The sequence below is a fragment of the Xanthomonas theicola genome, from assembly GCF_014236795.1.
GTDB classification, from domain to species: domain Bacteria; phylum Pseudomonadota; class Gammaproteobacteria; order Xanthomonadales; family Xanthomonadaceae; genus Xanthomonas_A; species Xanthomonas_A theicola.
The window spans coordinates 3331156-3356290 of sequence record NZ_CP049017.1; the positions used below are offsets into that span (position 1 = coordinate 3331156).

General features: G+C 69.9%; 21 protein-coding genes and 2 pseudogenes. 13 read left to right on the top strand and 10 right to left on the bottom strand.

What is annotated here, in order from left to right; translation table 11 throughout:
• The first annotated feature begins 73 nt into the window (after positions 1 to 73).
• Positions 74 to 1801 carry a M28 family metallopeptidase gene (locus G4Q83_RS15520; protein WP_128420047.1) on the top strand — a complete coding sequence of 576 codons (1728 nt, stop codon included), beginning with the start codon at positions 74 to 76 and terminating at the stop codon, positions 1799 to 1801.
• 245 nt (positions 1802 to 2046) lie between these two features.
• On the opposite strand, the pseudogene G4Q83_RS15525 reads toward G4Q83_RS15520, so the two are convergent.
• A pseudogene (locus G4Q83_RS15525) lies at positions 2047 to 3112 on the bottom strand (NAD(P)-dependent alcohol dehydrogenase).
• A 122-nt stretch (positions 3113 to 3234) separates the two neighbouring features.
• Here G4Q83_RS15525 and G4Q83_RS15530 point away from each other — a divergent pair.
• The 5 genes from G4Q83_RS15530 (at position 3235) to G4Q83_RS15550 (ending at position 5940) form a co-directional block, all read left to right on the top strand.
• Positions 3235 to 3501 (top strand): YgaP family membrane protein, encoded by a 267-nt coding sequence (locus G4Q83_RS15530; protein ID WP_211288286.1) that lies wholly within the window; start codon positions 3235 to 3237, stop codon positions 3499 to 3501.
• A 187-nt stretch (positions 3502 to 3688) separates the two neighbouring features.
• A complete protein-coding gene (locus tag G4Q83_RS15535; RefSeq protein ID WP_158255006.1) occupies positions 3689 to 4045 on the top strand; it encodes a hypothetical protein in 357 nt (118 codons plus the stop codon).
• A 230-nt stretch (positions 4046 to 4275) separates the two neighbouring features.
• Positions 4276 to 4497 carry a hypothetical protein gene (locus tag G4Q83_RS15540; RefSeq protein ID WP_211288287.1) on the top strand — a complete coding sequence of 74 codons (222 nt, stop codon included), beginning with the start codon at positions 4276 to 4278 and terminating at the stop codon, positions 4495 to 4497.
• Positions 4498 to 4831: 334 nt separating this feature from the next.
• Complete coding sequence (locus G4Q83_RS15545; RefSeq protein ID WP_128420048.1) at positions 4832 to 5728, top strand: type II toxin-antitoxin system RelE/ParE family toxin; 897 nt, start codon at positions 4832 to 4834, stop codon at positions 5726 to 5728.
• Between the two features lie 17 nt (positions 5729 to 5745).
• Positions 5746 to 5940, top strand: a complete 195-nt coding sequence (locus G4Q83_RS15550; RefSeq protein WP_170069156.1) for a hypothetical protein — start codon at positions 5746 to 5748, stop codon at positions 5938 to 5940.
• Here the strand turns inward: G4Q83_RS15550 and G4Q83_RS15555 are convergent.
• From G4Q83_RS15555 to G4Q83_RS15570, 4 genes and pseudogenes are all read right to left on the bottom strand, one after another.
• Positions 5856 to 6109 (bottom strand): annotated as a pseudogene (locus G4Q83_RS15555) (IS481 family transposase); the annotation flags it as partial. The gene G4Q83_RS15550 and the pseudogene G4Q83_RS15555 sit on opposite strands and share 85 nt — an antisense overlap.
• Before the next feature lie 186 nt (positions 6110 to 6295).
• Positions 6296 to 7189 (bottom strand): BPSS1780 family membrane protein, encoded by an 894-nt coding sequence (locus tag G4Q83_RS15560; protein ID WP_128420049.1) that lies wholly within the window; start codon positions 7187 to 7189, stop codon positions 6296 to 6298.
• 46 nt (positions 7190 to 7235) lie between these two features.
• On the bottom strand, positions 7236 to 7997 hold the full coding sequence (locus tag G4Q83_RS15565; RefSeq protein ID WP_386273026.1) for a glutamine amidotransferase: 762 nt from the start codon (positions 7995 to 7997) through the stop codon (positions 7236 to 7238).
• Positions 7998 to 8094: 97 nt separating this feature from the next.
• Positions 8095 to 9915: a GspE/PulE family protein gene (locus G4Q83_RS15570; RefSeq protein ID WP_128420050.1), complete on the bottom strand. Its 1821-nt coding sequence runs from the start codon at positions 9913 to 9915 to the stop codon at positions 8095 to 8097.
• 75 nt (positions 9916 to 9990) lie between these two features.
• Here G4Q83_RS15570 and glyQ point away from each other — a divergent pair, with 75 nt between their 5' ends.
• Genes glyQ through glyS form a run of 3 tightly spaced genes read left to right on the top strand, consistent with a single transcriptional unit; the run spans position 9991 to position 13384 of the window.
• Positions 9991 to 10899 carry a glycine--tRNA ligase subunit alpha gene (gene glyQ, locus G4Q83_RS15575; protein WP_128420051.1) on the top strand — a complete coding sequence of 303 codons (909 nt, stop codon included), beginning with the start codon at positions 9991 to 9993 and terminating at the stop codon, positions 10897 to 10899.
• Positions 10900 to 10910: 11 nt separating this feature from the next.
• Positions 10911 to 11189, top strand: a complete 279-nt coding sequence (locus G4Q83_RS15580) for a hypothetical protein (protein WP_128420052.1) — start codon at positions 10911 to 10913, stop codon at positions 11187 to 11189.
• Complete coding sequence (glyS, locus tag G4Q83_RS15585) at positions 11168 to 13384, top strand: glycine--tRNA ligase subunit beta (RefSeq protein ID WP_128420053.1); 2217 nt, start codon at positions 11168 to 11170, stop codon at positions 13382 to 13384. Before G4Q83_RS15580 ends, glyS begins: the two co-directional genes overlap by 22 nt.
• A gap of 446 nt (positions 13385 to 13830) precedes the next feature.
• Here the strand turns inward: glyS and G4Q83_RS15590 are convergent, their stop codons facing one another.
• Positions 13831 to 15807 carry a UvrD-helicase domain-containing protein gene (locus G4Q83_RS15590; protein ID WP_128420054.1) on the bottom strand — a complete coding sequence of 659 codons (1977 nt, stop codon included), beginning with the start codon at positions 15805 to 15807 and terminating at the stop codon, positions 13831 to 13833.
• Positions 15808 to 15942: 135 nt separating this feature from the next.
• Between G4Q83_RS15590 and G4Q83_RS15595 the strand changes: the two genes are divergently transcribed.
• Positions 15943 to 16563 carry a thymidine kinase gene (locus G4Q83_RS15595; RefSeq protein WP_128420055.1) on the top strand — a complete coding sequence of 207 codons (621 nt, stop codon included), beginning with the start codon at positions 15943 to 15945 and terminating at the stop codon, positions 16561 to 16563.
• Between the two features lie 217 nt (positions 16564 to 16780).
• Here the strand turns inward: G4Q83_RS15595 and G4Q83_RS15600 are convergent, their stop codons facing one another.
• From G4Q83_RS15600 to fabV, 4 genes are all read right to left on the bottom strand, one after another.
• A complete protein-coding gene (locus tag G4Q83_RS15600) occupies positions 16781 to 18385 on the bottom strand; it encodes an OpgD/OpgG family glucan biosynthesis protein (RefSeq protein WP_128420056.1) in 1605 nt (534 codons plus the stop codon).
• Positions 18386 to 18554: 169 nt separating this feature from the next.
• A complete protein-coding gene (locus tag G4Q83_RS24240; RefSeq protein ID WP_386273024.1) occupies positions 18555 to 18734 on the bottom strand; it encodes a DUF4380 domain-containing protein in 180 nt (59 codons plus the stop codon).
• Positions 18735 to 19383: 649 nt separating this feature from the next.
• Positions 19384 to 20196, bottom strand: coding sequence for a bifunctional DNA-formamidopyrimidine glycosylase/DNA-(apurinic or apyrimidinic site) lyase (mutM, locus tag G4Q83_RS15610; RefSeq protein ID WP_128420058.1), 813 nt, complete (start codon positions 20194 to 20196; stop codon positions 19384 to 19386).
• Between the two features lie 688 nt (positions 20197 to 20884).
• Positions 20885 to 22090, bottom strand: coding sequence for an enoyl-ACP reductase FabV (gene fabV / locus G4Q83_RS15615; protein ID WP_128420059.1), 1206 nt, complete (start codon positions 22088 to 22090; stop codon positions 20885 to 20887).
• A gap of 231 nt (positions 22091 to 22321) precedes the next feature.
• On the opposite strand from fabV, the gene G4Q83_RS15620 reads away from it, so the two are divergent.
• From G4Q83_RS15620 to lldD, 3 genes are all read left to right on the top strand, one after another.
• A complete protein-coding gene (locus G4Q83_RS15620) occupies positions 22322 to 22903 on the top strand; it encodes a methyltransferase family protein (RefSeq protein ID WP_128420060.1) in 582 nt (193 codons plus the stop codon).
• 269 nt (positions 22904 to 23172) lie between these two features.
• The gene (locus G4Q83_RS15625) at positions 23173 to 23907 is read left to right on the top strand and encodes an FCD domain-containing protein (RefSeq protein ID WP_128420066.1); all 735 of its coding nucleotides are present in this window, start codon (positions 23173 to 23175) and stop codon (positions 23905 to 23907) included.
• On the top strand, positions 23904 to 25061 hold the full coding sequence (lldD, locus tag G4Q83_RS15630) for an FMN-dependent L-lactate dehydrogenase LldD (protein WP_128420061.1): 1158 nt from the start codon (positions 23904 to 23906) through the stop codon (positions 25059 to 25061). The genes G4Q83_RS15625 and lldD overlap by 4 nt, the downstream gene beginning before the upstream one ends.
• Positions 25062 to 25135: the final 74 nt, after the last annotated feature.

Genomic DNA, 25135 nt, shown 5'->3' on the forward strand with positions numbered 1-25135 from the left:
CAGCGCCGCCGGCGGCGCCGCGAGCGTGGGGCTTGCCTATAGAATCGGGATTCCCCAGACCCCAGGACGCCCCATGTCCCGCAAGCTCGTGCTGTGCCTGGTTGCGGCCGCCGCACTGACCGCGTGCAAGCGCGAAGCACCGGCGCCGGCTGCCGATACCGCCCCGGCGACCGCCTCGGCGCCCCCCGCGGTCCACGCATTTTCCGCAGGCATCACCCCGGCCGACTTCGGCGAGCTGGTCAAGACCCTGTCCTCGGACGCGTTCGAAGGCCGCGGTCCCGGCACCGTCGGCGAGGACAAGACCGTCGCCTACATCCGCGACCAGATGCGGCGCATCGGCCTGCAGCCGGGCAACGGCGACAGCTGGTTCCAGGATGTGGCGATGACCGAGACCACGGCCGACCCGGGCACCACGCTGAAGCTGGAACACAACGGCAAGCCGCGCGAACTGAAGTTCGGCACCGACATGGTGATCGGCACGCGCAGCGGACAGGCCGAGGTCAAGATCGATGCCAGCGACATGGTGTTCGTCGGCTATGGCGTGGACGCGCCGGAACAGAAGTGGGACGACTACGCGGGCCAGGACTGGAAGGGCAAGACGGTGGTGATGTTCGTCAACGACCCCGGCTTCCACAGCGAGGACGGCACGCTGTTCGAAGGCAAGCGCATGACCTATTACGGACGCTGGACCTACAAGTTCGAGGAAGCCGCGCGCAAGGGCGCTGCCGCCGCACTGATCGTGCACGACGCTGCCGGCGCCAGCTACGGCTGGGACGTGGTGAAGCATTCCTGGTCCGGCGCGCAGTACGACCTGCCGGCCAAGGACGATCCCGAGCCACGCATCCCGGCGCAGGGCTGGATCACCGCCGACGCCGCCGGGCAACTGTTCGCCGACGCCGGGCTGGATCTGGCGCAGGCCTACAAGGACGCCGGCAAGCGCGGCTTCAAGCCGGTACCGCTGAAGACCAAGCTGTCGGTGGACCTGAAGAGCACGATCTCCGCGAAGACGTCCCGCAACGTGGTCGGCGTGCTGCCCGGCCGCCGCCGCGCCGACGAGGCGGTGCTTTACATGGCGCACTGGGATCACCTCGGCAAGCATGAAGGCGAACCCGGCGACAACATCTACAACGGTGCGGTCGACAACGCGACCGGCGTCGCCGGCATCCTTGAGATCGCCGATGCCTTCGCGCACCAGCAGCCCAGGCCGGAGCGCTCGGTGGTGTTCCTGGCCGTGACATTGGAAGAATCGGGCCTGCTCGGTTCCAAGTACTACGTCGCCCATCCGACCTTTCCGCTGAACAAGATCGCCGGCGTCATCAATCTCGACGCCATGGCGGTCGCCGGCCGCGCCAAGGACCTGGTGGTCAACGGCTTCGGCAGTTCCGAACTGGAGGACCTGCTCAAGCCGATCGCCGCCGCGCAGGGCCGCGTGTTGCATGCCGAGTCGTCGCCGCAGAGCGGCCTCTACTTCCGTTCCGACCACTTCAACTTCGCCAAGGCCGGGGTGCCGGCGCTGTACATCGATGGCGGCGAAGATCTGGTCGATGGCGGCATCGATGCCGGCAAGCGCGCCTCCGCGGACTACAGCAAGCACCGCTACCACACGCCCGCCGATCAGTACGATCCGGCCACCTGGAAGCTCGATGGGGTGATGGACGACCTGCAGGCCGTGTACGGGGTCGGCAAGGAACTGGCGGCAGGCGACGCCTGGCCGAACTGGTATCCGGACAACCCGTTCAAGGCGGCACGCGACGGCATGATGGGCGGCGCCGAGCCGGCGACGACGGCGCCGGGCAAATGAACGGCCGACCCCCGCGTTGGCGAGGACGGCGCTGCGGCGCCGTTGTCGTTCAAACCCTCGCATCGTCCGTACCGCAACCGCAACCGCGCGCAGCCGACCGTCAGGTTGCGCGTCGATGCCGACACGGCACACGGCACGGCCCCATGTACAGGAACGCCCGGGCACTTGCGTGTCCGGGCGCAGCGTGACGCGGCTCGACCGGTGTGGCAGGCCGCGCGTCGAGGCGTCCTGCCACACGTCTGGGATCAGGCCGCCACCCTGGTTTTCTCCAGGGTGGCCATGTCGATGACGAAGCGGTACTCCGCGTCGCCCTTAAGCACGCGCTCGTAGGCCTCGTTGATCTGCGCCGTCTCGATCATCTCGATGTCGGGCACGGCGCCATGCTTCGCGCAGAAATCGAGCATCTCCTGGGTCTCGCGGATGCCGCCGATCAGCGAGCCGGCCAGCTGCCGGCGCTTGATGACCAAGTTGAACACTGCCGGCGACGGATGCGGTTCGGCCGGTACGCCGACCAGCGTCATGGTGCCATCGCGCTTGAGCAACGTCAGGTACGCGTCCAAGTCGTGCGGCCCAGCGACCGTGTTGAGGATGAATCGAAGCTGTTGGGGTGTGCTGCCATCTCTTCCGGCAGTTTGGACACCACCACTTCATCGGCGCCCAGGCGCAGCGCATCCTCCTTCTTGTTCACCGAAGTCGTGAACAGCACCACACGCGCGTCCATCGCATGCGCGATCTTCACGCCCATATGGCCCAGCCCGCCCAGGCCGACGATGCCGACCTTCTTCCCTGGCTCGACCTTCCAATGGCGCAGCGGCGAATAGGTGGTGATGCCGGCGCACAGCAGCGGCACCACCGCGGCCAGGTCCTGCTCGCCATGCCGGATGCGCAGCACATACTTCTGATCGACGACGATGTGGTCGGAATAGCCGCCATAGGTGTTCTCGCCACCGAACATGGGACCGTTGTAGGTGCCCACGAAGCCGTTCTCGCAATACTGCTCTTCGCCGTCGGCACAGGACAGGCACTGGCGGCAGCTGTCGACCATGCAACCGACCCCGGCCAGATCGCCGACCTTGAAGGCCTGACCTGGTCGCCGACCGCGGTCACGCGCCCGACGATCTCGTGTCCGGGCACGGATGGATACGGGGTATTGTGCCATTCGTTGCGCGCGGTATGCAGGTCGGAAGGGAAGACGCCGCAGTAGAGAATCTCGATGCTGACGCGTGCGGTCCATTCGCGCGGCGCTCGAACGCGTAGGGGGGTCAGCGGCTGATCGGACGCCCGTGCGGCGTATCCATTGGCTTGGGTCATGTGAAAGTTCTCGGGTAGGGGGGCGGTCTCAAGAATCGAGTGCAGCGCGTGATTTGTCGCATCCCGGCCGATCATCTGGCCGCTTGTGGAACAGGATCGGATGCTCCTGGCACCCGTTCTTCATGGCCTGCACAGGCGTTTTGCTGCGCAGCGCCGACTGCGGCAACGGGGGTGGGTCGCAGCCTCTGGAACGGCAACGTCAGGTTCAGATCGCCGCAGGCACGTTGGCGGTGCTCGGTACCGTGCTGGGTGCAGGTGTCTCGCCGTGGTTTCTCTTGCTTTCGGGCTTCGTGGGAGCAGGCCTCGTATTCGCCGGCGTTACAGGCTTCTGCGGCTTGGCCCACGTGCTGATGCGCATGCCCTGGAACTACCCGGGATCGGGTGTCTGAGAGTCGGCAGTGACTTCAGTGCACACGGCTGTATTGCCCCCTCCAAAACAGACGCCAAGAAGCCATCATGGCCGCAGGCCGACACCACGCGGCATCGTCGAACTCGCTCGCTGGCGCACGCAGCAGCCCGCGCAAGCGGGGAATCGGATGGGCTTCAACCTGACCCCGCCCCACCGCAGACTCGAAGATGGCCGACAGCTCGCCTTCGATATGGATGGCCGCCCACGCGCCATGGGACTTGCACTTCCAGCGGCGGGCGAATCTGCTTGACGCCAATGTCGCTTATCGGCAACCCGTCGAACTTGGGAGACGGCTGTTTCCTGATGCGCGACTCTTTGGCTCGGTAGAAGCTGAATGCGAAAACAAGTTTCATGTCCGCAAGGTAAGCATGCACCACCATGGCGAACGAGCTTTCACGGACGCGCTCGCGTTCCTCCAGCACCGCCAGATTGCGCTGTTTGATCCGCTACCGAACGCTACTGAGATCCAGACGCCGATCACACGTTTAAACCTTGATCGGTCGGCAAAGGGCCGTGAATGCTAGGTTTCGTGGAGAAGTTCGGGCCACGGTCTTTGCAGGAATCGCTGGAAGTACCCCCAGTTGTACCCCCCAAAGGGGATATCGGGGTGGGGATGATAGATCAGTCTGGATGCCGGTGCCAGCGCTGCGCCCAGCCGGATAAAACGGTTGTGGCGCAGACCGCATTGTTGGCTGACGTTCGAGATGGCACGCGATGAGGTGCAGGGGAACGGGCCGCTGGGGCCCTACTTCTCATGGCAGACCAGCACGCCCGCCACAATCCGCTGGGGCAAGACGCCCTGTTCACTACGCCCGCATCGCTCATGCTCGACGCCCACCTCACGCCGCTGGAGCGCAACGGCTGGCAGGTTCTGCGTATGCTGCGTTCCGCAGAGGGCATCAGTCCGCTGGCAAACCTGGGACAGTTGCGCCGCTATCCCACCTCTAACCCCACTGGGGCAGCGGGCCGGGTATGAGACGGCCTGGCGCGTTCTCGTCGTGCTTCGGTTAACGGAGTGGACCAGTCTGGTGGGCCAGCACCGCGACCCTCTGACCAGCGACCGGCGATGCCCTCAGGCGGTCTGGCAGGACGCGGCAGCGGCGCCTTCGCCGCTCATCTCAATGAAATTATGAGTTGTTCGAGGTGCTCATCAGGCCAGGCGCGCTGAACACCCGCTGCCGCCCGCACCGGAAGACCTCCGCGCCACGCGGGTGAACCCGGCCCGGCACGCGGTAGGATGTCGCACCCCACACGGCTGCGCTGCGTAGACCCCCCATGATGGCCCGCACCCCCGACGCCCCCACGGCGGCATGAGTAGCGCGTCGAACCGCGTGGAGGTCCGGGTTCCCCCGCGCGCCGAACGCCTGGACCCGTGGATCGCGGCGTGCGTCAGCGCGCTGCTGCACCTGCTGATGCTGCTGCTCCTGCTGCTGGCCTCCAAGCCCAGCCTGACCGCGCCGCAGGGCGCGACCAGCGGCGGCCGGGTGAAAGTGGATTTCGTCGGCCAGACACGCCAGCCCGTGCGCCCGGTGAAGGCGCCGCCCAGCCCGCCGCCGCCGCAGAAACCCGAGCCTGCCCGCACGCGCCCCGCCGCCTCGCGCGTGCAGTCCACGCTGGTCGAGCACGCCAAGGACCCGGCGCCGCCGCAGGCCGACGACGCCCCCGACACCACGGCGCAGCGGCGCCCGCCGCGGCAGCGCCCGACCCCACCGCCGGTCGAGCCGCCGCCCACCCTGGACGAGGCCACCCAGAGCCAGGCGCAGACGCCGGCCGCCAGTCCGCCGCCGACCCAGCGCCACCCCGAGACCTGGACCGGGCGGCCGCCGGGCATGCTCGAGGAGGACACCGCCGACGGCTCGGCCCGCGGCACGTCCATCGACCGCGGCCGCCGCAACGACCCGCAGGCCGCCCAGGCCAGCCTGGAAGTGGGCGGCTACCAGGTCTGGTACGGCCTGCGCAGCGCCACCCAGCTGCGCGCCTGGATGGACCAGGGCATGAAGGAACTCTCGATCCCACTGCCGGGCACCCAGTACTACATGGTCTGCCCGGCCCAGGTCGCGCTGGACCGCGGTTCCGGTAAATGCCGGCTGGTCGCCCCCGACTCGCCGGAACTGAAGGCCATCGGCGACGCCCGCGAGGTCATCGACATGATCCAGGTCTACCGCCGCGGCGAGTTAGTGTGGAGCGGGCCAGGCCCGTACCGGTGAGCGCGCCAGGACAGCCGATGCTTTCCGCGGATGACCGGCTGCCGTTCGTGCCGCAGCGCGTGCTGATCGCCGGCAAGACCGCCCTCGCCCGCCGCATCGGCGCGCGCCGATGTCTTGTCGAGGATGGATTGAGCGGTAGCCGTCCAGATAAGGTTCGCCGTCGGTGGACCACGATGGCTTCCCGGGCCGGCGTGAGCGCCGTCTGCAGGTGATGGGCCGTATGCGAGCGATCCCCGAACACCTCGCGCTTCTTCCACTTGTAGACCGTCTGCTCGGTGCACCAAACCGTTGGGCCGAGACACTTGCCGTCTCGCGACCGGCAGCGATCTCGGCCCGCACCGCAGGCGTGGTGCGGGCGTTCTTGTGCAGGGCTATCAGCATGGAGTCGCTTCCCGGATCGATTGCAAGGACTCTATCGACTCCTGGAAAACGGATCTGGCCATGAACAGGGAATAGCGCTTGGGGTCTCTGTCATCGTCCGGGATGCGACACCGCATAAAAGCGGTAACGACATTCGCCGCACTGCCCTCGTTCTTGCCTTGACGCGTCCCGGGTCCCGGCTCTCCATCACGCCGCGAACACGTTCGGCGGCGCCGCCGCAGACGCCGCATCGCCGGAATGCACGAACATCCGCTTCCAGGCCGCATACACCGCGCCGGCCAGGGTCGGCATCGCCAGCGCCATCAGCAGCAACTGCGCGACCAACGCGGCGATGGTCGGCCCGGCGATCGCCTGCACCAGCAGGACCACCACCGCCAGCGCGAAGTACAGCGCGAACATGGCGATGAAGGCCAGCACGAAGAACACCAGCATCGCCGGTGCGTTGTGCAGGCAGGCACGCAGGCTGTTGCGCATCGCCGCCAGGCCGTTGCGGCCGTCGAACATCACCTGCGGGGCGAGCACGAACAGGGTCAGCGTCACCGCCACGAAGCCGACCAACACCAGCAGCAACCACAGCAGGATGCGCAGCGCCGGCAGCGTGGCCACCAGCTGCTCGACCTGCGCCGAATCCGGCGGCGTCTTGGACTGGCCGAGTGCGTTGAGTTTGTTCATCACCGTACCCAGCTGCTCCCACCCGGTCTGGCCGACCACCAGCAGGGCCAGGGCGCCCAGCGCCAGGCCGACCAGCACCTGCGGCAGCAGCGCCGCCAGCAAACTCCGCGCGCGGCCATCGTGCAGGCCCTGCAGCAGGTGCGCCGGCCGCGCGGCGCGGCCCTGGTCGACCTCGCGCACCGCCCACACCAGCCCGCCGAACAGCAGCGGCCCGGCCAGGCCCAGCAGCAATTGCGCCAGCAGGCCCAGGGTCGGGTTCAGCGCGCCCACCAGCAGCGCCAGCAGCGCCGCCAGGCCCCAGATCACGCCCAGCAGGCCCAGCGCCAGCGGCGCGCGGCGCAGCAGCGAAATCCCGGTCAACAGCCATTCCGCGCCGGCCGAGGCCGGCAGCTTGCGAATCTCGATCATTGCCAATCCGAAGTGGGGACGCCGTACGGCGCGGCGCTTGCACAGATTATCGCGGTTTTGCCCGGCCACCGGCGGTTTGCTGGCCGCGCGCGTGCTGAACGAAGCGCCGCAGCAGCTTGCGCGCCAGCGGCGCGGCGCTGACCTCGCGGGCGATGGTACGGGCGCAGCGCCCGGCGCTGCGTAGACAGTCGGCGCGGGCATGCACGTAGCCGCGCATGTGGTGGGTGGCGAACTCCGGATGGAACTGCACGCCCCAGGCCGCCTCGCCCCAGCGGAAGGCATGGCACTGGTCCTGCGCCGAGCGTGCCAGCACGGTGGCGCCGGCCGGCGCGCGCAGCACCGTCTGCAGGTGGGTGGCGTGGGCCGGGAAGCGCCCGGGCAGGCCGGCGAACAGCGGGTCCTCGAACGCCGGCGGGTGCAGGTCGATGTGCACGGTGCCCGATTCGCGCCCGGCCGGGTTGTAGGCGACTTCCCCGCCCAGCGCATGCGCCAGCAGCTGGTGGCCGTAGCAGATGCCCAGCAGCGGGGTGCCGTCGTGGGCCGCCTCGCGCAGCCAGGCGGCCGAGCGCTCGCTCCAGTCTGCGCGGTCGGTGACGAAGGCGGCCGAGCCGGTGACGATGATCCCGGCAAAGCGGTCGCGTGCAGGCAGCGCGGCGCCGGCGGCGGCCACCGTGTCGCATTCGGCGAGCCCGGCGGCGACCCGGATCCAGTGCGGGAAGCGCCCGTAGCGCCGCATCGTCGCCACCGGCCGGCCGGTTTCGAGGATCAGCAAGGGCGCAGCGGGCAGTACGGGCGGGCGCAACGGCATATGCCCGATTCCAGACGCCAGCGTCCCGCTTTGTTCGAACCCCGCCGGTGCCGATGGCATCGCGATGCAAACCCGGCTCATCAGGCCGGCGCGCCGCTCACTCGCGCGGCGGCAGCACCGACAGCACTTCCTCGATGGTGGTCAGGCCGGCGGCGACTTTTTCCAGCCCGGCGCGGCGCAGGCTGCGCACGCCTTCGGCCTGCGCCGCGCGGCCGAAGCCGGCCAGGTCCATGTCGGCGCGGATCAGCGCGCGCAGGCGCGGCGTCACCGGCAGCAGTTCGTACAGGCCGACCCGGCCCAGGTAGCCGGTGCGGCGGCATTCCAGGCAACCGACCGGGGCGTGGACCTGCACCGCGTCCGGCAGCGCCTCGCCCGGCTCGCGCAGCGCGTCCCATTCGACCGCGTCCAGCGTGTGCGGGCGCTTGCAATGGCCGCACAGGGTGCGCACCAGGCGTTGCGCCAGCACGCCGTTGAGGGTGGAGGCGACCAGGTAGTGCGGCACGCCCAGGTCGAGCAGGCGGGTGATCGCCGAGGGCGCGTCGTTGGTATGCAGGGTGGACAGCACCAGGTGCCCGGTCAGCGAGGCCTGCACCGCCATCTGTGCAGTCTCCAGGTCGCGGATCTCGCCGATCATGATGATGTCCGGGTCCTGCCGCAGCAGGGTGCGCACGCCGCTGGCGAAGTCCAGGTCGATGTTGGTCTGCACCTGCATCTGGTTGAACTCCGGCGCGATCATCTCGATCGGGTCCTCGACGCTGCACACGTTCACCTCGGGGGTGGCCAGGCGCTTGAGCGTGGAATACAGCGTGGTGGTCTTGCCCGAGCCGGTCGGGCCGGTGACCAGCACGATGCCGTGCGGGCGTTCGACCAGCGCCGCCCAGCCGGCCGCCTCCTGCGCGCTGAAGCCGAGCTGGTCCACGCTCTTGAACGCCGCATCCGGGTCGAAGATGCGCATCACGCATTTCTCGCCGAACGCGGTGGGCATCGTGGACAGGCGCATCTCGGTCTCGCGCCCGCCCGGCGAGCGGGTCTTGATGCGCCCGTCCTGCGGGCGCCGGCGCTCGGCCAGGTCCATGCGCCCGAGCACCTTGATCCGGCTGACGATGGCGGTCATCACCGCCGGCGGCACCTCCAGCACCTTGTGCAGCACGCCGTCGATGCGGAAGCGCATGCGCCCGGCCTCGCGCCGCGGCTCCAGGTGGATGTCGCTGGCGCGCTGCTCGTAGGCGTACTGCAGCAGCCAGTCGACGATGTGCACGATGTGGTGGTCGTCGGCGTTGACATCGCCGCCGCGGCCCAGTTCCACCAGTTGCTCGAAGCTGGGCAGGCCGCTGCTCTGCTCGCTGCGCCCGTCCCTGGCCCCGCGCACCGAGCGGGTCACGCCGAAGAACTCCATGGTGTAGCGGTGCAGGTCCAGCGGGTTGACCAGCGCGATCTCGATCCGGCGCCGCGCCAGGTGCTGCAGGTCGGCCAGCCAGTCCAGCGCCAGCGGCTCGCTGGTCGCCACCAGCAGGCGCTCGGGCTCCAGCGCCAGCGGCAGGATGCGGTGGCGGCGGGCGTAGGCGTGCGAGACCACGGCGGTCACCGCGGCCACGTCGACCCGGGTCGGATCGATGCGCAGGTAGCGCAGGCCGCAACGCTGCGCCAGCCATTCGGTCAGCCGTTCCAGGCCCAGCTCGCTGCCCGGCGGATGGGTTGCGGGCAGCTTCAGGTTGGACAGCAGCACCAGCGGATGCACGTCGCTGACGGTGCGCGCGGTCTGCGCCGAGAACTGCACGCGGCCGCGCTCGGCCGGCGCCACCAGACCGTCGGCGAGCAGCGCCGCGGCGACCCGCTCGAAGCTCAGCCGCCCCGGCGGCAGCGACACGACGCCGGGTGCAGGCAGCGTCGACGGCAGCGCGGCAGGTCGCGAATCCATGGTCCGAGTCCGGTACGCGGAAGTCCCCGCAGGTCGGTCGCTATACTAGCGCACCCCTTTGCCGGCCTTTGCTGCATGCCCGTCTCCCGGTCCGTTCCGATCACGTTCCAGGGCCTGATCCAGACCCTCAACCAGTTCTGGGCGCAGCACGGCTGCGTGCTGATCCAACCGCTGGACCTGGAAGTGGGCGCCGGCACCTTCCACCCGGCCACGTTCCTGCGCGCGCTCGGGCCCGAGCCGTGGAACGCGGCCTACGTGCAGCCCTGCCGCCGGCCCACCGACGGCCGCTATGGCGAGAATCCGAACCGCCTGCAGCGCTACTACCAGTACCAGGTGGCGATGAAACCGAACCCGGACAACATCCAGCAGCTGTACCTGGATTCGCTGCAGGCGCTGGGCATCGACCCGCTGGTGCACGACCTGCGCTTCGTCGAGGACAACTGGGAATCGCCCACGCTCGGCGCCTGGGGCCTGGGCTGGGAGGTGTGGCTCAACGGCATGGAGGTCACCCAGTTCACCTACTTCCAGCAGGCCGGCGGCCTGGAGTGCAAGCCGGTGCTGGGCGAGATCACCTACGGCCTGGAGCGGCTGTGCATGTACCTGCAGCACTGCGACAACATCTACGAGCTGGTGTGGACCTACGGCCCGGACGGCACGCCGGTGACCTACGGCGACGTCTACCACCAGAACGAGGTGGAGCAGAGCGCGTACAACTTCGAGCATGCGAACGTGGCCGAGCTGTTCCACCGCTTCGACGCCTGCGAGCGCGAGGCGCAGGCACTGGTCGAGGTCGGTCTGCCGCTGCCGGCCTACGAACAGGTCGCCAAGGCCAGCCACGCCTTCAACCTGCTCGACGCGCGCCGCGCGATCTCGGTGACCGAGCGCCAGCGCTACATCCTGCGCGTGCGCGCGCTGGCGCAGGCGGTGGCCACGGCCTACCACGCACAACGCGACAAGCTGGGCTTCCCCGGCGTGAAGCGCTGAGGCCGCGGCCGATGCGGCCGAACAGCGAACTGTTCCTGCTGCTGGGCGTGCTGTGGTCGGCGCCGCTGGCGTTCGGCTATTTCTGCGCCTGGTGGGCGCAGCAGCGTGGACGCAGCGCGGTGGGTTGGTTCCTGTTCGGATTCCTCTTGCTGCCGACGGCCGGGCTGTGGCTGCTGGCGATCCATGGCGACGACCGCGATGGCCGCGGCAAGTCGAAAGACAAATCGATTGGGCGCGGCGACCTGCTGGCGACCCGGAAGGACGTGATATGCGCATGCATCCCCTGCTGATCGAACTGGGCACCGAGGAACTGCCGGTCAAGGCACTGCCGGGCCTGGCGCAGGCCTTGTTCGACGGCGTGGTCGCCGGGCTGGACAAGCGCGGCATCGCGGTCGAACGCGGCGACGCCAAGCCGCTGTCCACCCCGCGGCGGCTGGCGGTGTTGCTGCCGGGCGTGGCCGCCGAGCAGCCGGCGCAGCGTTCGGAAGTGCTCGGCCCCTATCTCAACATCGCCCTGGACGCCGACGGCCAGCCGACCAAGGCGCTGGCCGGTTTCGCCGCCAAGGCCGGGATCGATTGGACCGCGCTGCAACGCACCCGCGACGCCAAGGGCGAGCGCTTCGTGCATCGCGCGGTGAGCACCGGCGCGCGCACCGAGGCGCTGCTGCCGGAGATCCTGCGCGAGGCGATCGCGGCGATGCCGATCCCCAAGCCGATGCGCTGGGGCGACCACGACTACGGCTTCGCGCGGCCGGTGCACTGGCTGGTGCTGCTGTTCGGCGGCGAGGTGGTGCCGGTGCAGCTGTTCGGCGTGCAGGCCGGCCGCGACAGCCGCGGCCACCGCTTCCTGCACGACGCGCCCGTCGCGCTGGCGCAGCCGGGCGACTACGTGGCCGCGCTGCAGGCGGCGCAGGTGCTGGTCGACCCGGACGCGCGCCGCGCGCGCATCGTCGCCGAGGTCGAGCAGGCCGCGCGCCAGGCCGGCGGCAGCGCGCGCGTCGCCGAGGACAACCTGGAGCAGGTGGTGAACCTGGTCGAATGGCCGTCGGCGGTGCTGTGCCATTTCGAGCCGGCGTTCCTGGCGGTGCCGCAGGAAGCGCTGATCCAAACCATGGAGAGCAACCAGAAGTTCTTCCCGGTGCTCGACGACGGCGGCAAGCTGACCGAGCACTTCATCGGCATCGCCAACATCGTCTCGCGCGACGTGGCCGAAGTGGCCAAGGGCTACGAGCGGGTGATCCGGCCGCGCTTCGCCGACGCCAAGTTCTTCTTCGACGAGGACCTCAAGCAAGGTCTTGAGGCGATGGGCGCGGGCCTGGCCAGCGTCACCTACCAGACCAGGCTCGGCAGCATCGCCGACAAGGTGCGGCGCGTGGCCGCGCTGGCCGAGTCGATCGCGCCGTTGGTCGGCGTGGACGCGGCGCAGGCGCGGCGCGCGGCCGAGCTGAGCAAGAACGACCTGCAATCGCGCATGGTCAACGAGTTCCCCGAACTGCAGGGCATCGCCGGGCGCCACTACGCCAAGGCCGCCGGCGAGTCGGGCGAGATCGCGCTGGCGATCGACGAGGCCTACCGGCCGCGCTTGGCCGGCGACGACATCGCGCTGTCACCGCTGGGCAAGGTGCTGGCCATCGCCGAGCGCCTGGACACCCTGGCCGGCGGCTTCGCCGCGGGCCTGAAGCCGACCGGCAACAAGGATCCGTTCGCGCTGCGGCGCAATGCGCTGGGGTTGGCGCGGACGGTGATCGAGAGTGGGTTCTCGCTGGATCTGCATGCGCTTCTTCAGGCAGCTTTCGAAGCAGTGGACAAAAGCATGCTTGACGCGTTGGAAAGGAACGCATCCAGCAAAGGCGGCGTCCAGGCTGTCGGCGCGGCCAAAGTTTCGCCTGATCCCAGGCCCGCGGAAGTTTTCGACTTCATTCTCGACCGCCTACGCGGCTACTACGCCGACAAGGGCGTGCCGGCGACGCATTTCAATGCGGTGGCCGCGCTGTTCTCGGTGGGGGCTGAAGCACCTCCTACAGAAAGCACCGCGACTTCTGCAGGGGCGGCTCCAACCGCGATCACTGCGCACGGATCGCTGTACGACTTCGACCGCCGCATCGACGCGATCGGCCTCTTCACCACGCTGCCGGAGGCCGGGGCGCTGGCCGCGGCCAACAAGCGCATCCGCAACATCCTGCGCAAAGCCGAGGGCGCGATCCCGGCGCAGATCGACGCCACGCTGCTGCGCGAGCCGGCCGAACGCGCGCTGGCCGACGCGGTGGAAGCGGCGATCGCGGAAACCGACGGCGCGCTGCGCCAGCACGACTACGTCACCGTGCTGGACTTCCTGGCGCGGCTGCGGCCGCAGGTGGACGCGTTCTTCGACGGGGTGATGGTCAACGTCGACGACCCGGCGCTCCGCGGCAACCGCCTGGCCCTGCTCAAGCGCCTGGGCGACCGCCTCGGCAGCGTCGCGGCGATCGAGCACCTGTCCTCGTAAGCGGCGCGGCCGATGGATGTATGGAGAGGCTGCGAAAGCGGCCTCTTCTTCTTTCATGAGAGCGCGTCTGGGTGGCCTTGGGCCACCGGCCGCGACGAACGGAACCGGCAACCCCACGGCCGAGTGCAACAGCGCCGGGACTGACGTCCCTCCCAGGTGCACCCGGCCGGTCGTGTACGAGCGCCTGTGTCGCCCCACCCCTCTCCCACCGGGAGAGGGGTGGGGGTGAGGGGACGGCGCGAAGCGTCTCGCGGCGTTTCGGTACACGAGGCGTCGCCCCATCCTCACCCGCCCCTTCGGGGCAGCTTCCCGCTAACAGGGGCAGTGGTCGCGCGGGGAGAAGGGAAATGCAGGCAAGGGAGCGCACCGCGCCCAGGTCTGCCACGGACGGCGCGGCGCACAACCGCCGTTACCGAAGCCCTACTCCCCACTCCCGAATCCCGGCCTCAATCGAACAACGCCTGGATCGCCGCCAGCCCGGCATTGGCGCGCTCCTGCTTGCGCGCCGCGTCGGCCACCGGGTCGGCGCCGTCGCGCTGCATCTCCTCGGCCGGGATCTCGTCGAAGAAGCGGCTGGGCTTGAGCCGGATGTGCTCGCCGAACTTGCGGGTGAGCTTGCTGTAGCTCATCCACAGCTGCTCCTTGGCGCGGGTGATGCCCACGTACAACAGGCGCCGCTCTTCCTGCAGGTTGCCTTCCTCCAGGCTGACCTCGTGCGGCAGCACGCCGTCCTCGCAGCCGACGATGAACACGTAGCGGAACTCCAGGCCCTTGGACGCATGCATCGTCATCATCCGCACCTGGTTGCCGCCGTCGTCCTTGTCGTTGCGCGACAGCAGCGCCAGCTGCGCGGCCAGATCGCCGACCGTGGCGCCGCGCGGGCCGCCCTCGAACCACTTGGCCAGTTCCTCCAGGTTGCCGCGGCGGCGCTGGAAGCCCGCTTCGTCCTTGCACTGGCTGCGCAGTTCGCGGATCAGCCCGGACTGTTCGGCGAGCCGGCGCACCACCTCGGCCGAGGACAGCGTGGCCGAGGCGCTGCGCAACCCGTGCAGGATGTCGACGAAGTCGCTCAGGCCGTTGGCCGCGCGCGGCGGCAGCTGCTGCAGCGCGCCCAGCGACTCGGCCGCACGCGACATCGGCAGGTGCTTGGCCGCGGCCAGTTCGGCCAGCCTGGCCAGCGAGGCGGCGCCGACTTCGCGCTTGGGTGCCTGCACCGCGCGCAGGAACGCGGCATCGTCGTCGGGATTGACCAGCAGCCGCAGCCACGACAGCACGTCCTTGACCTCCTGGCGTTCCAGGAACGCGGTGCCGCCGGTGATGTGGTACGGCACGCCGGCCATCTGCAAGGCCTTTTCCAGCGGCCGCGACTGGAAGTTGCCGCGGAACAGGACGCAGAAATCGCTCCACGGCACCTGCTTGGCGGTGCCCAGGTAGGCGATCTCGGCGGCGACCTTCTCCGCCTCGTGCTCGCTGTCGCGGCATTCCCACACGCGGATGCGCTCGCCGTCGGCCTGGTCGCTCCACAGGGTCTTCAGGTGTTCGTGCGGATTGTGCGCGATCAGCGCATTGGCCGCGCGCAGCACGCGGTTGGAGCAGCGGTAGTTCTGCTCCAGCTTGACGATCTGCAGCGCCGGGTAGTCGCGCCCCATCTGCAACAGGTTTTCCGGATTGGCGCCGCGCCAGGCGTAGATGCTCTGGTCGTCGTCGCCCACGCAGGTGAAGTTGCCGCGCGGGCCGGCCAGCATCTTCAGCAGCCGGTACTGCGCGTCGTTGGTGTCCTGGCTCTCGTCCACCAACAGGTAGCCGATGCGCTCGCGCCAGGCCGTCACGATGTCGGCGTTCTCCTCCAGCAGCTGCACCGGCAGGCGGATCAGGTCGTCGAAATCCACCGCGTTGAACGTGCTCAGCCGCGCCTGGTAGCGCGCGTACAGGCTGGCCGCTTCCCGCTCGCGATCGCTGCGCGCGGCGGCCATCGCCTGCTGCGGCGACAGCCCGGCGTTCTTGGCGCGCGAGATCAGGTTCTTGGCGTCGTCGATCGCATCGGGCTTGGCGCCGTGCATCAGGTCCTTGATCTGCGCGGCGGCATCGTCGGCGTCGAAGATCGAGAAGCCGCGCTTCAGGCCGGCCGCGGCGTGCTCGATCTGCAGGAACTTCAGCCCCAGCGCATGGAAGGTGCAGATGGTCAGGCCGTCGGCGGCGTCGCCGCGGATGCGCTTGGCCACGCGCTCGCGCATTTCCTTAGCCGACTTGTTGGTGAAGGTGATCGCGGCGATGCGCTTGGCCGGATAGCGGCCGCTGGCGATCAGTTGCGCGATCTTCTCCACGATCACGCGGGTCTTGCCGCTGCCGGCGCCGGCCAGCACCAGCAACGGGCCTTCGCAATGCAGCACCGCGGCGCGTTGGGGAGGATTGAGACCGTGCATGAAGACTTCCCTGGGCCGCGCATTGTAGCGGCGTCGGCCGATGGCGAGGGCCGCGGCATGGCGCACCCGCTGAACGGGTTTTCCCAGCCGCATCCGGCCTGCGGCGCGGCCGGCCACCGCGCTAGAATCCGCGCCATGGCGAAACTGTATTTCTACTATTCGGCGATGAACGCCGGCAAGACCACCACGCTGCTGCAGTCGGCGCACAACTATCGCGAGCGCGGCATGCGCACCGCGATCCTGGCCCCGCGCCTGGACCACCGCGACGGCAGCGGCGTGGTCGCCTCGCGCATCGGCCTGCGCTCCGACGGCAGCACCTTCGTGGCGGACACCGACCTGCTGGCGCTGCTGCAGGACGACGTCGCCCGCGACGGCGCGCTGCATTGCGTGCTGGTGGACGAGGCCCAGTTCCTCAGCCGCGCGCAGGTCTGGCAGCTCAGCGAGGTGGTCGACCGGCGGCGCATTCCGGTGCTGTGCTACGGCCTGCGCACCGATTTCCGCGGCGAGCTGTTCGAAGGCAGCCAGTACCTGCTGGCCTGGGCCGACGAGTTGCAGGAGATCAAGACCATCTGCCACACCGGCAGCAAGGCGACGATGACGGTGCGCGTGGATGCCGACGGCCACGCGGTGCAGGACGGGCCGCAGGTGGAGATCGGCGGCAACGAGCGCTACGTGTCGGTGAGCCGCGCCGAGTTCAAGAAGATCATGCGCGGCGAAGGCCGCATCGATCCGCTGCAGGCCGCGCTGCCGCGCTAGCCCGGCGTGCCGCCGTCCGCGTCGCAGCCGCACGCCCGGCTGCGGAGCGGTCGGCGGCACCTACCGCGCCCCCGCCGCTGCGGCGCAACGCTTCCTGTAGGAGGGCTCCGGGCGGCCTCGGGCCATCAGCCGCGACGTGCGGAGCCGGCGGCCCCGCAGTGCATGGAAAAGCGTCGGGACTGAAGTCCTCCTACAGGCAACCCACCCGCCGGCGCGTTCAGTACAGCTTGCGCTCGGCCGCCGGCGGCGGCGTCCACTGGTACAGCCAGGTCTCGGTCAACGGCCGGCCGCCGCTGCGCAGGAACAGGCGGATGTCGATCTGCTGCGTGCCCTCATCCGGCGGCACCACGTCGAACATCGCGCGATAGCCGGAAAACTCATGCAACGGCCGCGCCGAGACGATCTCGGTGCGGCCGCGGCTCAGCTGCAGCACCGCCTCGACCTTGGCGTCCTTGTCCTTGCCGAGCTTGGCCAGTTCGCCGCCGACGAAGTCCACCGCGAAGCGCCAGGAGAAGTGGTTGCGCTTCTGTCCGACCACGCCGCCCAGGCCGGTGCGCGTGGCCACGCACTGCGCCAGCGGCGAGGACGCCGGCGGCTGCGCGCCCCAGTACAGGCGGTAGCCGAACAGCAGCTCCTGGCCGGGCTGCGGCTTGTCCTGCGGATTCCAGAACGCGACGATGTTGTCGAAGGTCTCGTCGATGGTGGGGATCTCCACCAGTTGCACCGAGCCCTTGCCCCAGCCCTGCTTCGGCTCCACCCACAGACACGGGCGCTTCTCGTAGTACACGCCGTCGTCCTGGTAGTGGTCGAAGTTGCGGTCGCGCTGCAGCAGGCCGAAGCCGCGCGGATTATCGTCGACGAACATGTTGAAGCGCAGTTGCGGCGGGTTGCACAGCGGCCGCCAGAGCCACTCGCCGCCGCCGGTCCACATCGCCAGGCCGTCGGTGTCGTGGATTTCCGGGCGCCAGTCCCAGTCCACGCGGCGGTCGTTCTCGCCGACCTGGTACATGCTGGTGCACGGCCCCAGGCCCAGCCGCTCGATGGCCTTGCGCGGATACAGCGCGCTGTCGATGTCCATCAGCAGCACCTCGCCGTTGGTGATCGCGAAACGGTAGGCGCCGGCCACGCTCGGCGAGTCCAGCAGCGCGTACACCACCAGCGTGTCCGAGCCGGCCTTGGGCTGCTCCAGCCAGTAGGCGATGAAGTCCGGGAACTCCTCGGGTCCGCCGGTGCCGGTATCGATCGCCAGGCCGCGCGCGGACTGGCCGTACTGGCCTTCCTTGCCCACCGCACGGAAATAGCTGGCGCCGAGGAACGCGGCGAAGTCGCGGTCGGTGTCCTGCTTGGTGTTGAGGCGGAAGCCGGCGAAGCCCAGCTCCTTGGGCAGGTGCTTGCCCTGCAGGCCGCTGCTGCCGTAGTCGAACGCGGCGCCGTCGTAGGCCAGTTCCTGCGCCTGCCCGTCGACCAGGTCGAACATGTGCACCGGCGACTTGAAGTACAGGCCCAGGTGGAAGAACTTGACCTGGAACTTCGACTCCTTGTCCACCGCCCACAGCGCATGGTCCTGGCGATAGCGGATCGACTGATACTGGTCCCAGTTCAACGCTTCCAGCGGTCCCGGCAGCACCCGCTTGTGGCTCTGGTACGGCGCCTGGGCCATGGCCCGGGCATGGCCCTTGAGCCAGGCGTAGTCGAAAGGCTGCGGCTTGCCCAGGCGGCGCAGGCCGACCGCAGGCGCGGCCTGGCCGAGCATCGGCATCGCAGGCAAGCCCATGGCGGCGAAGGCGGCGGCGGCGTTCTTGAGGAAATCGCGTCGTTGCATGGGCCGGATCGAAGCGGAAAGGAACCCCATCATAGCCAAGCGGCGTTGAATGCGAGAGCTGTGGCGCGGTACAGGCGCCGGCCAGCGCCAGCGCCGGCGCCGCGGCGTGCCGGTACAGAAAACGCCGCTGCCGCGCCGGGTTGGCCTGCTGGTGCAGCCGCCACGCGCTCTACGGCCCGACCCACACGTCGTGGCCGAAATAGGCAATGTCGTCGGCAGCGGCATCGACCGCCGGTGCCGGCTGGCGCTGTACCGCGTCGGCGATCTTGACCAGGGTCGGCCGGCCGCTGCGCTGGAAACCCGGCACGCGCCCGCGCAGGGTCGGGATGACCGTGAGCCGGCACGCCACGGTCCATGACCCATGGCGCCTGCGCCGCGGCGCCGGGCGCCGCCAGCAACGGCCAGGCGCACAGGAGCGCGAGCGGCGCCCCACGTTGGGCGCCGCCGTCCGTTCTGCACGCGGTGTCTGCATGGCGTCCAGCGATCGGGGCAGGGAAGCGCGATTGTGACCGCTGCGCCAGATCCGTGACAGCGGGCGCGGCGCCGTGCTCTCCGGGCACGGTGGCGGTTCGCCGCGGCGCGAAAGCGCCAGCGGTGCAACCGGTGCGGTGCGGTCAACCGGAGTGCGGCGCGCGCCATCCCTGTGGGCGTGGCACCTGACCAGGATGACGCGGCGCGCGGACCGGACCCAGCGAACGGCGGTCAACGTCGCCCGACCCTCGCAGGCCGCAGCGTGCGCTTCTCGGTCGTCGCCAGCCGGCCCAGGTTGCGCGCCCACGCCCGGCGCCCGGCACGGTGCGCGGGCGGATCGGGCCGTCGCCGGTCTTGGTGCGGCGCCTGCGCGCAGTACGTCGGCCTGCCGCGGTTCGCCCAGTGCGGCGCGCGCGCCGGCGATCGGTCGCGCGCTGTCGCCGACCGCCGGTTTGTTCCAGCCCGCCGGGCGAGGCCGGGAATCGCGCCGACCATCGCGCGCGCCGGTGGCCATCGGCTGGCGTCCGTCAGCGCTGGCAGCTCCCGCACCAGACGCTGGCGCGCTGGCCGATGCTGGCATGCCGCAGCGGCCGCCCACAGCGCTTGCAGGCCTCGCCCTCGCGGCCGTAGACCGCCAGTTCCTGCTCGAAATAGCCCGGCGCGCCATCGGGACTGATGAAATCGCGCAACGTGGTGCCGCCGCGGGCGATGGCATAGCCGAGGATCGCCTTGGCCGCCTCGGCCAGGCGCGCATAGCGTGCCCGCGTGACCTCCCCGGCCTCGCGCAGCGGCCTGATTCCTGCCTGGAACAGGCTCTCGGCGGCATAGATGTTGCCGACCCCGACCACGATGCGCTGGTCCATCAGGAACGTCTTGACCGGCGCACTCCGGCCACGGCTGCGCCGAAACAGGTAGTCCCCGTCGAATTCCGGCGACAGCGGCTCCGGCCCGAGTTCCCCAAGCAGCGGATGGGTCTGGCCCGGCGGCTGCCACAGCAGGCAGCCGAACCGGCGCGGATCGTTGAAGCGCAGCACCCTGCCGTCTTCCAGGCTGACGTCGACATGGTCGTGCGCCCGCGGCGCAGTGTCCCCCGGCAGCACGCGCAGGCTGCCGGACATGCCCAGGTGCAGCAGCGCGCTGCCGGCCTCGGTATCCAGCAGCAGGTACTTGGCGCGGCGGCGGATACCGTCGATACGCTGCCCCGGCAGCCGCCGCGCCACCTCCGGCGGGATCGGCCAGCGCAGGTCCGGCCGGCGCAGGATCACCTCGTGAATGCGGCGCCCGAGCAGATGCGGCTCCAGGCCGCGCCGGGTGGTTTCTACTTCGGGGAGTTCGGGCATGGGGTGCTGGACTGCGGTGGTCGATTGATGATGGTGCGCGCTGACGCCTCGCCGATGGCGCCCTCCCTGGTTGCCGTCTGCGGCGCCGACTACCGCCCTGGGCGCCGCCAAGCGATGGCAGCCGCATTGTCTCTGGCTGCGACCTGCACCAGAAGGCCGATGGGATCGCGTGTGAGCGTCGAGATCATCGTCATCCAGGATCCGGGACGGATCATGACAAGGATTGTCGTATGGCGCATGCCGGTGCCGGTTCCTGTCTCGCCGCCTTCGCTTCATTGTGCTGCAAGGCCTGAGCCGGCTGGGACGACATCGCCGCGATCCGCTTGGCCGCCGGCTGCCTGAAGCATTGGGTGCCGGGCAACGTCCGCCCGCTGGGCGAGACCGACGTGCAGGCCTGCGTGGGGTCGTCGCGGTTCGATGCGAAGCGTCGAGGGCGGGGATGGGGGAGTCGGGATTGGGGATTGGCGAACGCGCTGGGGCGGCGGTTGCCGCGCGTAGCCTGCGGTGTCGGCGTGTCATTCCGGTCGCGGCTGATGGCCCGAGGCCGCCCAGAGCCGCTCCTACAGGGATTGCGCGCTTGTGTCGGAGCGGCTTCAGCCGCGACCGGAAAATCGGCGGCGGCCAAGGACAAGATCCCCTGAAAGCGCAGCAGCGACATCACGGCCAATCCCCAATCCCGGCCTTCCCACTACAGCTCGATGCAGTCGAACTTCACGTCCGGATCGACCTCGGCGTCGTAGTCCACGTCCTTGCGCTCGAAGCCGAACAGCTTGAGGAACTCGTGCTTGTAGCCGGCGTAGTCGGTGAGCTGGAACAGGTTCTCGGTGGTGACCTGCGGCCACAGCGCCTTGCACGCGTCCTGCACGTCGTCGCGCAGTTCCCAGTCGTCCAGGCGCAGGCGGTTCTGCTCGTCGGTGGCCGCCGGCTGGCCATCCTCGCGGTACAGGCGCTCGCGGAACAGGCGGTCGAGCTGGTCGATGGTGCCTTCATGCAGACCCTTCTCCTTCATGATCTTGTAGACCATGGAGATGTACAGCGGCATCACCGGGATCGCGGCGCTGGCCTGGGTGACCACCGACTTGAGCACGGCCACGTTCGCGCCGCCGCCGTGGACGCGCAGGCGCGCGTCCAGGCGCTGCGCGGTCTCATCCAGATCCACCTTGGCCTTGCCCAGCGCGCCGTGCCAGTAGATCGGCCAGGTGATCTCGGTGCCGATGTAGCTGAAGGCCACGGTGCGCGCAGCGGCGGCCAGCACGCCGGCGCCTTCCAGCGCGTCGATCCACAGTTCCCAGTCCTGCCCGCCCATCACGGTGACGGTGTCGGCGATCTCCTGCTCGGTGGCCGGCTCGATCGACGCCTCGATGATCGCGTCCTTGTTGGTGTCGATCGCGGTGGCAGTGTAGGTCCGGCCGATCGGCTTGAGCGCCGACCGCTTCACTTCGCCGCTGTCGGGCAGCTTGCGCACCGGCGAGGCCAGCGAATACACCACCAGGTCGACCTGGCCGCCCATCTCGGCCTTGATCAGTTCGATCACCTGCGCGCGCGCGGCGTCGGAGAACGCATCGCCGTTGATCGACCTGCTGTACAGCCCCTGCGCCTTGGCGTGCTTATCGAACGTGGCCGAGTTGTACCAGCCGGCGGTACCGGCCTTCTTGTCGCTGCCCGGCTTCTCGAAGAACACGCCGAGCGTGTCGGCGCCGAAGCCGAACGCGGCAGTGATGCGCGAGGCCAGGCCGTAGCCGCTGGACGCGCCGATCACCAGCACCTTTTTCGGCCCGTCGCGGCGTACGCCGCGCGCGCGCGTGGCGGCGATCTGCTCGAGCACGTTGCGCTCGCAGCCGAGCGGATGCGTGGTGATGCAGATGAAACCGCGAACTTTCGGGTGGATGATCAACGTGGTGTCCTCTCGGCAAGATGCCCCCGCGGCATCTTAATGTCTGCGCGCCGCGCGCAGAAGGCCCGCTGCAGCAGACGCCATCGTACGGACAGGCGTGGCCGGCGGCGGCGCCATCGCCGGCCGTCGCGACATCGCTCCCGTCGCGCGCGCGGCGGCGGCGGCGCGGCGTTCACCTGGCTTTCGGCGCGATGGCGTAAACCGTCACTGGTGCTGCACGAAGAAACCACGATGCATTTCACGCTGCGCCATCCCGATCTGCTGTTCATGCTGCTGGGCGCGTGCTGGGGCGGCTACGAACTGCTGCTCGGGCGGCGCCGCCGCGCGGCCGACGGCGGCGCCCGCGACCAGGGCACGCTGCAGCTGCTGTGGCGCGTGCTGTACGCGGCGCTGGCGGTGGCGGTGCTGCTGTCCTTGCTCGGCATATGGCGCTACGCGCCTGCGCTGCAGGCGCCGGCGCGCTGGCTGGGCTGCGCGCTGCTGGCCGGCGGCCTGGCGCTGCGGGTGTGGGCGATCCGGGTGCTGGCGCGCTGGTTCACGGTGGACGTGACCATCCAGGAAGGCCACCAGCTGATCCGCCACGGACCGTACCGGCGCCTGCGCCACCCGTCCTATACCGGCGCGCTGCTGGCGTTCTACGGACTGGCGATCGGGCTGGGCAACCTGCTGTCGCTGCCGGTGATCGTGCTGCCGGTGACCTGGGCGTTCCTGCGCCGCATCCGCGTGGAGGAAGCGGCGCTGACCCAGGCGTTCCCGCGCGAGTACCCGGATTACGCCGCGCACAGCTGGCGGCTGCTGCCGTTCGTGTGGTGAGGTGCGGCCGCGACGGCTGCGCCAGGTGCTGGCGATTGGTATGACCAATATCCGGGTCGACGATGGTCCTGGCATTGACAAAGCGGTAGCATGGCGCAGCTTAATGGCGGCGTCGTCTTGTTTGGGCCAGAATTGGTATGACCATTTCAACGACACCACCGCTCGCCGGACCTGGACGCGGCTCGCCCCGCGGCCGAGCCGCTCCTGCACCCGGGGAAGCCGCCTGCGCCCGCGGCGGCGGCGGCCTCAGCGACCGCGTCGCCGCGCAACTGCGCGTGCTGATCGCGCAGCGCGGACTGCAGCCGGACGCGCGCCTGCCGGCCGAGCGCGCGCTGGCCCTGGAGCTGGGCGTGTCGCGCACTGCCTTGCGCGAGGCCATCGCCCAACTCGCCAGCCAGGGACTGCTGCGCGCACGCGCCGGCGGCGGGACCTACGTGCAGCGGCCGCACACGCCCGAGGAGCAGGTGGTGGCGCCGCTGCAACCGTTCCTGCCGCTGCTGCAGGGCGATCCGGAGTACCGCTTCGATGTACTGGAAACCCGCCATGCGTTGGAAGGCGCCACCGCCTGGCATGCGGCGTTGCGCGCCACCGACGCCGACCGCGCGCGCATCGCCGCCGCGTTCGAAGCGATGCGGCAGGCGCATGCGCGCGGCGACGCGGCCGCCGAGACGCGCGCCGATGCCGACTTCCACCTGACCATCGCCGAGGCCGCGCACAACCGCGTGCTGCTGCAGGTGATGCGCGGCCTGTTCGACCTGCTGCAGAGCAATATTTCGCAGAGCCGGCAGACGCTGTTCCGCTCGCCGCGCACCGTCGCCCCATTGCTGGCGCAGCACCGCGCGCTGCGCGACGCGATCCTGGCCGGTGCGCCGGAGCGCGCGCGCGACGCCGCGCACGCGCACCTGGCGTTCGTGCACACCGCACTGCGCACGCTCGACGAGGACGAGGCGCGCCGCGTCCGCGCCTGGCGTCTTCCCTCTCCCGCTGCCGGCACCTCCGGATGATCGTCTCCTCCACCACCGACTACCGCGCCGCCGCGCAGCGCCGGCTGCCGCCGTTCCTGTTCCACTACATTGACGGCGGCGCCTACGCCGAGCGCACGCTGCGGCGCAACGTCGCCGACCTGGCCGACATCGCGCTGCGCCAGCGGGTGCTGCGCAACATGGCCACGCTGGACCTGGAAACGGAGCTGTTCGGCGAGCGTCTGGCGCTGCCGCTGGCGCTGGGCCCGGTCGGCCTGACCGGCATGTACGCGCGCCGCGGCGAAGTGCAGGCGGCGCGCGCGGCGGCGGCCAAGGGCGTGCCGTTCACCCTGTCCACGGTGTCGGTGTGCCCGATCGAGGAAGTGGCGCCGGCGATCGACCGGCCGCTATGGTTCCAGTTGTACGTGCTCAAGGACCGCGGCTTCATGCGCAACGCGCTGGAGCGGGCCAAGGCCGCCGGCGTGCGCACGCTGGTGTTCACCGTGGACATGCCCACGCCCGGCGCGCGCTACCGCGACGCGCATTCGGGCATGAGCGGGCCCAACGCGACGCTGCGGCGCTTGCTGCAGGCCGCCACCCACCCGCGCTGGGCCTGGGACGTGGGCCTGCTGGGGCGGCCGCACGACCTGGGCAACATCTCCACCTACCGCGGCCACCCGACTGCGCTGGCCGACTACATCGGCTGGATCGGCGCCAACTTCGACCCGTCGATCACGTGGAAGGATCTGGAATGGATCCGCGCGTTCTGGAGCGGGCCGATGCTGATCAAAGGCATCCTCGACCCGGCCGATGCCCGCGAGGCGGTGCGCTTCGGCGCCGATGGCATCATCGTCTCCAACCATGGCGGGCGCCAGCTCGACGGCGTGCTGTCCAGCGCGCGCGCGCTGCCGGCCATCGCCGATGCAGTCAAGGGCCAGTTGAAGATCCTGGCCGACTCCGGCATCCGCAGCGGCCTGGACGTGGTGCGCATGCTCGCGCTCGGCGCCGACGCGGTGCTGCTCGGCCGCGCCTTCGTCTATGCGCTGGCAGCGGCCGGCCAGGCCGGGGTGGAGAACCTGCTGGCGCTGATGGAACAGGAAATGCGCGTGGCGATGACCCTGACCGGCGCCGACTCCATCGCCGCGATCTCGCGCGACGCGCTGGCGCAGGCCGAGCGCGTGGCCGCGGCCGCGTAAAGCGCGCGCGCTGCGCCGGCGCGTGCCGCGCATGCAGCGCGAGCGCCGCGGCTGGCCGGCGGGCGCGAGCCTGC

Excerpts from the sequence above, each read along its gene's own strand:
- G4Q83_RS15620 (WP_128420060.1), top strand. The coding sequence starts at position 22,322 with ATGCATTTCACGCTGCGCCATCCCGATCTGCTGTTCATGCTGCTGGGC.
- G4Q83_RS15560 (WP_128420049.1), bottom strand. The coding sequence starts at position 7,189 with ATGATCGAGATTCGCAAGCTGCCGGCCTCGGCCGGCGCGGAATGGCTG.
- mutM (WP_128420058.1), bottom strand. The coding sequence starts at position 20,196 with ATGCCCGAACTCCCCGAAGTAGAAACCACCCGGCGCGGCCTGGAGCCG.
- G4Q83_RS15580 (WP_128420052.1), top strand. The coding sequence starts at position 10,911 with ATGCGGCCGAACAGCGAACTGTTCCTGCTGCTGGGCGTGCTGTGGTCG.
- G4Q83_RS15530 (WP_211288286.1), top strand. The coding sequence starts at position 3,235 with ATGGCCTGCACAGGCGTTTTGCTGCGCAGCGCCGACTGCGGCAACGGG.
- glyQ (WP_128420051.1), top strand. The coding sequence starts at position 9,991 with ATGCCCGTCTCCCGGTCCGTTCCGATCACGTTCCAGGGCCTGATCCAG.
- lldD (WP_128420061.1), top strand. The coding sequence starts at position 23,904 with ATGATCGTCTCCTCCACCACCGACTACCGCGCCGCCGCGCAGCGCCGG.
- G4Q83_RS15545 (WP_128420048.1), top strand. The coding sequence starts at position 4,832 with ATGAGTAGCGCGTCGAACCGCGTGGAGGTCCGGGTTCCCCCGCGCGCC.
- G4Q83_RS15535 (WP_158255006.1), top strand. The coding sequence starts at position 3,689 with ATGGCCGACAGCTCGCCTTCGATATGGATGGCCGCCCACGCGCCATGG.
- G4Q83_RS15520 (WP_128420047.1), top strand. The coding sequence starts at position 74 with ATGTCCCGCAAGCTCGTGCTGTGCCTGGTTGCGGCCGCCGCACTGACC.
- glyS (WP_128420053.1), top strand. The coding sequence starts at position 11,168 with ATGCGCATGCATCCCCTGCTGATCGAACTGGGCACCGAGGAACTGCCG.
- G4Q83_RS15590 (WP_128420054.1), bottom strand. The coding sequence starts at position 15,807 with ATGCACGGTCTCAATCCTCCCCAACGCGCCGCGGTGCTGCATTGCGAA.
- G4Q83_RS15570 (WP_128420050.1), bottom strand. The coding sequence starts at position 9,915 with ATGGATTCGCGACCTGCCGCGCTGCCGTCGACGCTGCCTGCACCCGGC.
- G4Q83_RS15565 (WP_386273026.1), bottom strand. The coding sequence starts at position 7,997 with ATGCCGTTGCGCCCGCCCGTACTGCCCGCTGCGCCCTTGCTGATCCTC.
- G4Q83_RS15540 (WP_211288287.1), top strand. The coding sequence starts at position 4,276 with ATGGCAGACCAGCACGCCCGCCACAATCCGCTGGGGCAAGACGCCCTG.
- G4Q83_RS15600 (WP_128420056.1), bottom strand. The coding sequence starts at position 18,385 with ATGCAACGACGCGATTTCCTCAAGAACGCCGCCGCCGCCTTCGCCGCC.
- G4Q83_RS15550 (WP_170069156.1), top strand. The coding sequence starts at position 5,746 with ATGCTTTCCGCGGATGACCGGCTGCCGTTCGTGCCGCAGCGCGTGCTG.
- G4Q83_RS15595 (WP_128420055.1), top strand. The coding sequence starts at position 15,943 with ATGGCGAAACTGTATTTCTACTATTCGGCGATGAACGCCGGCAAGACC.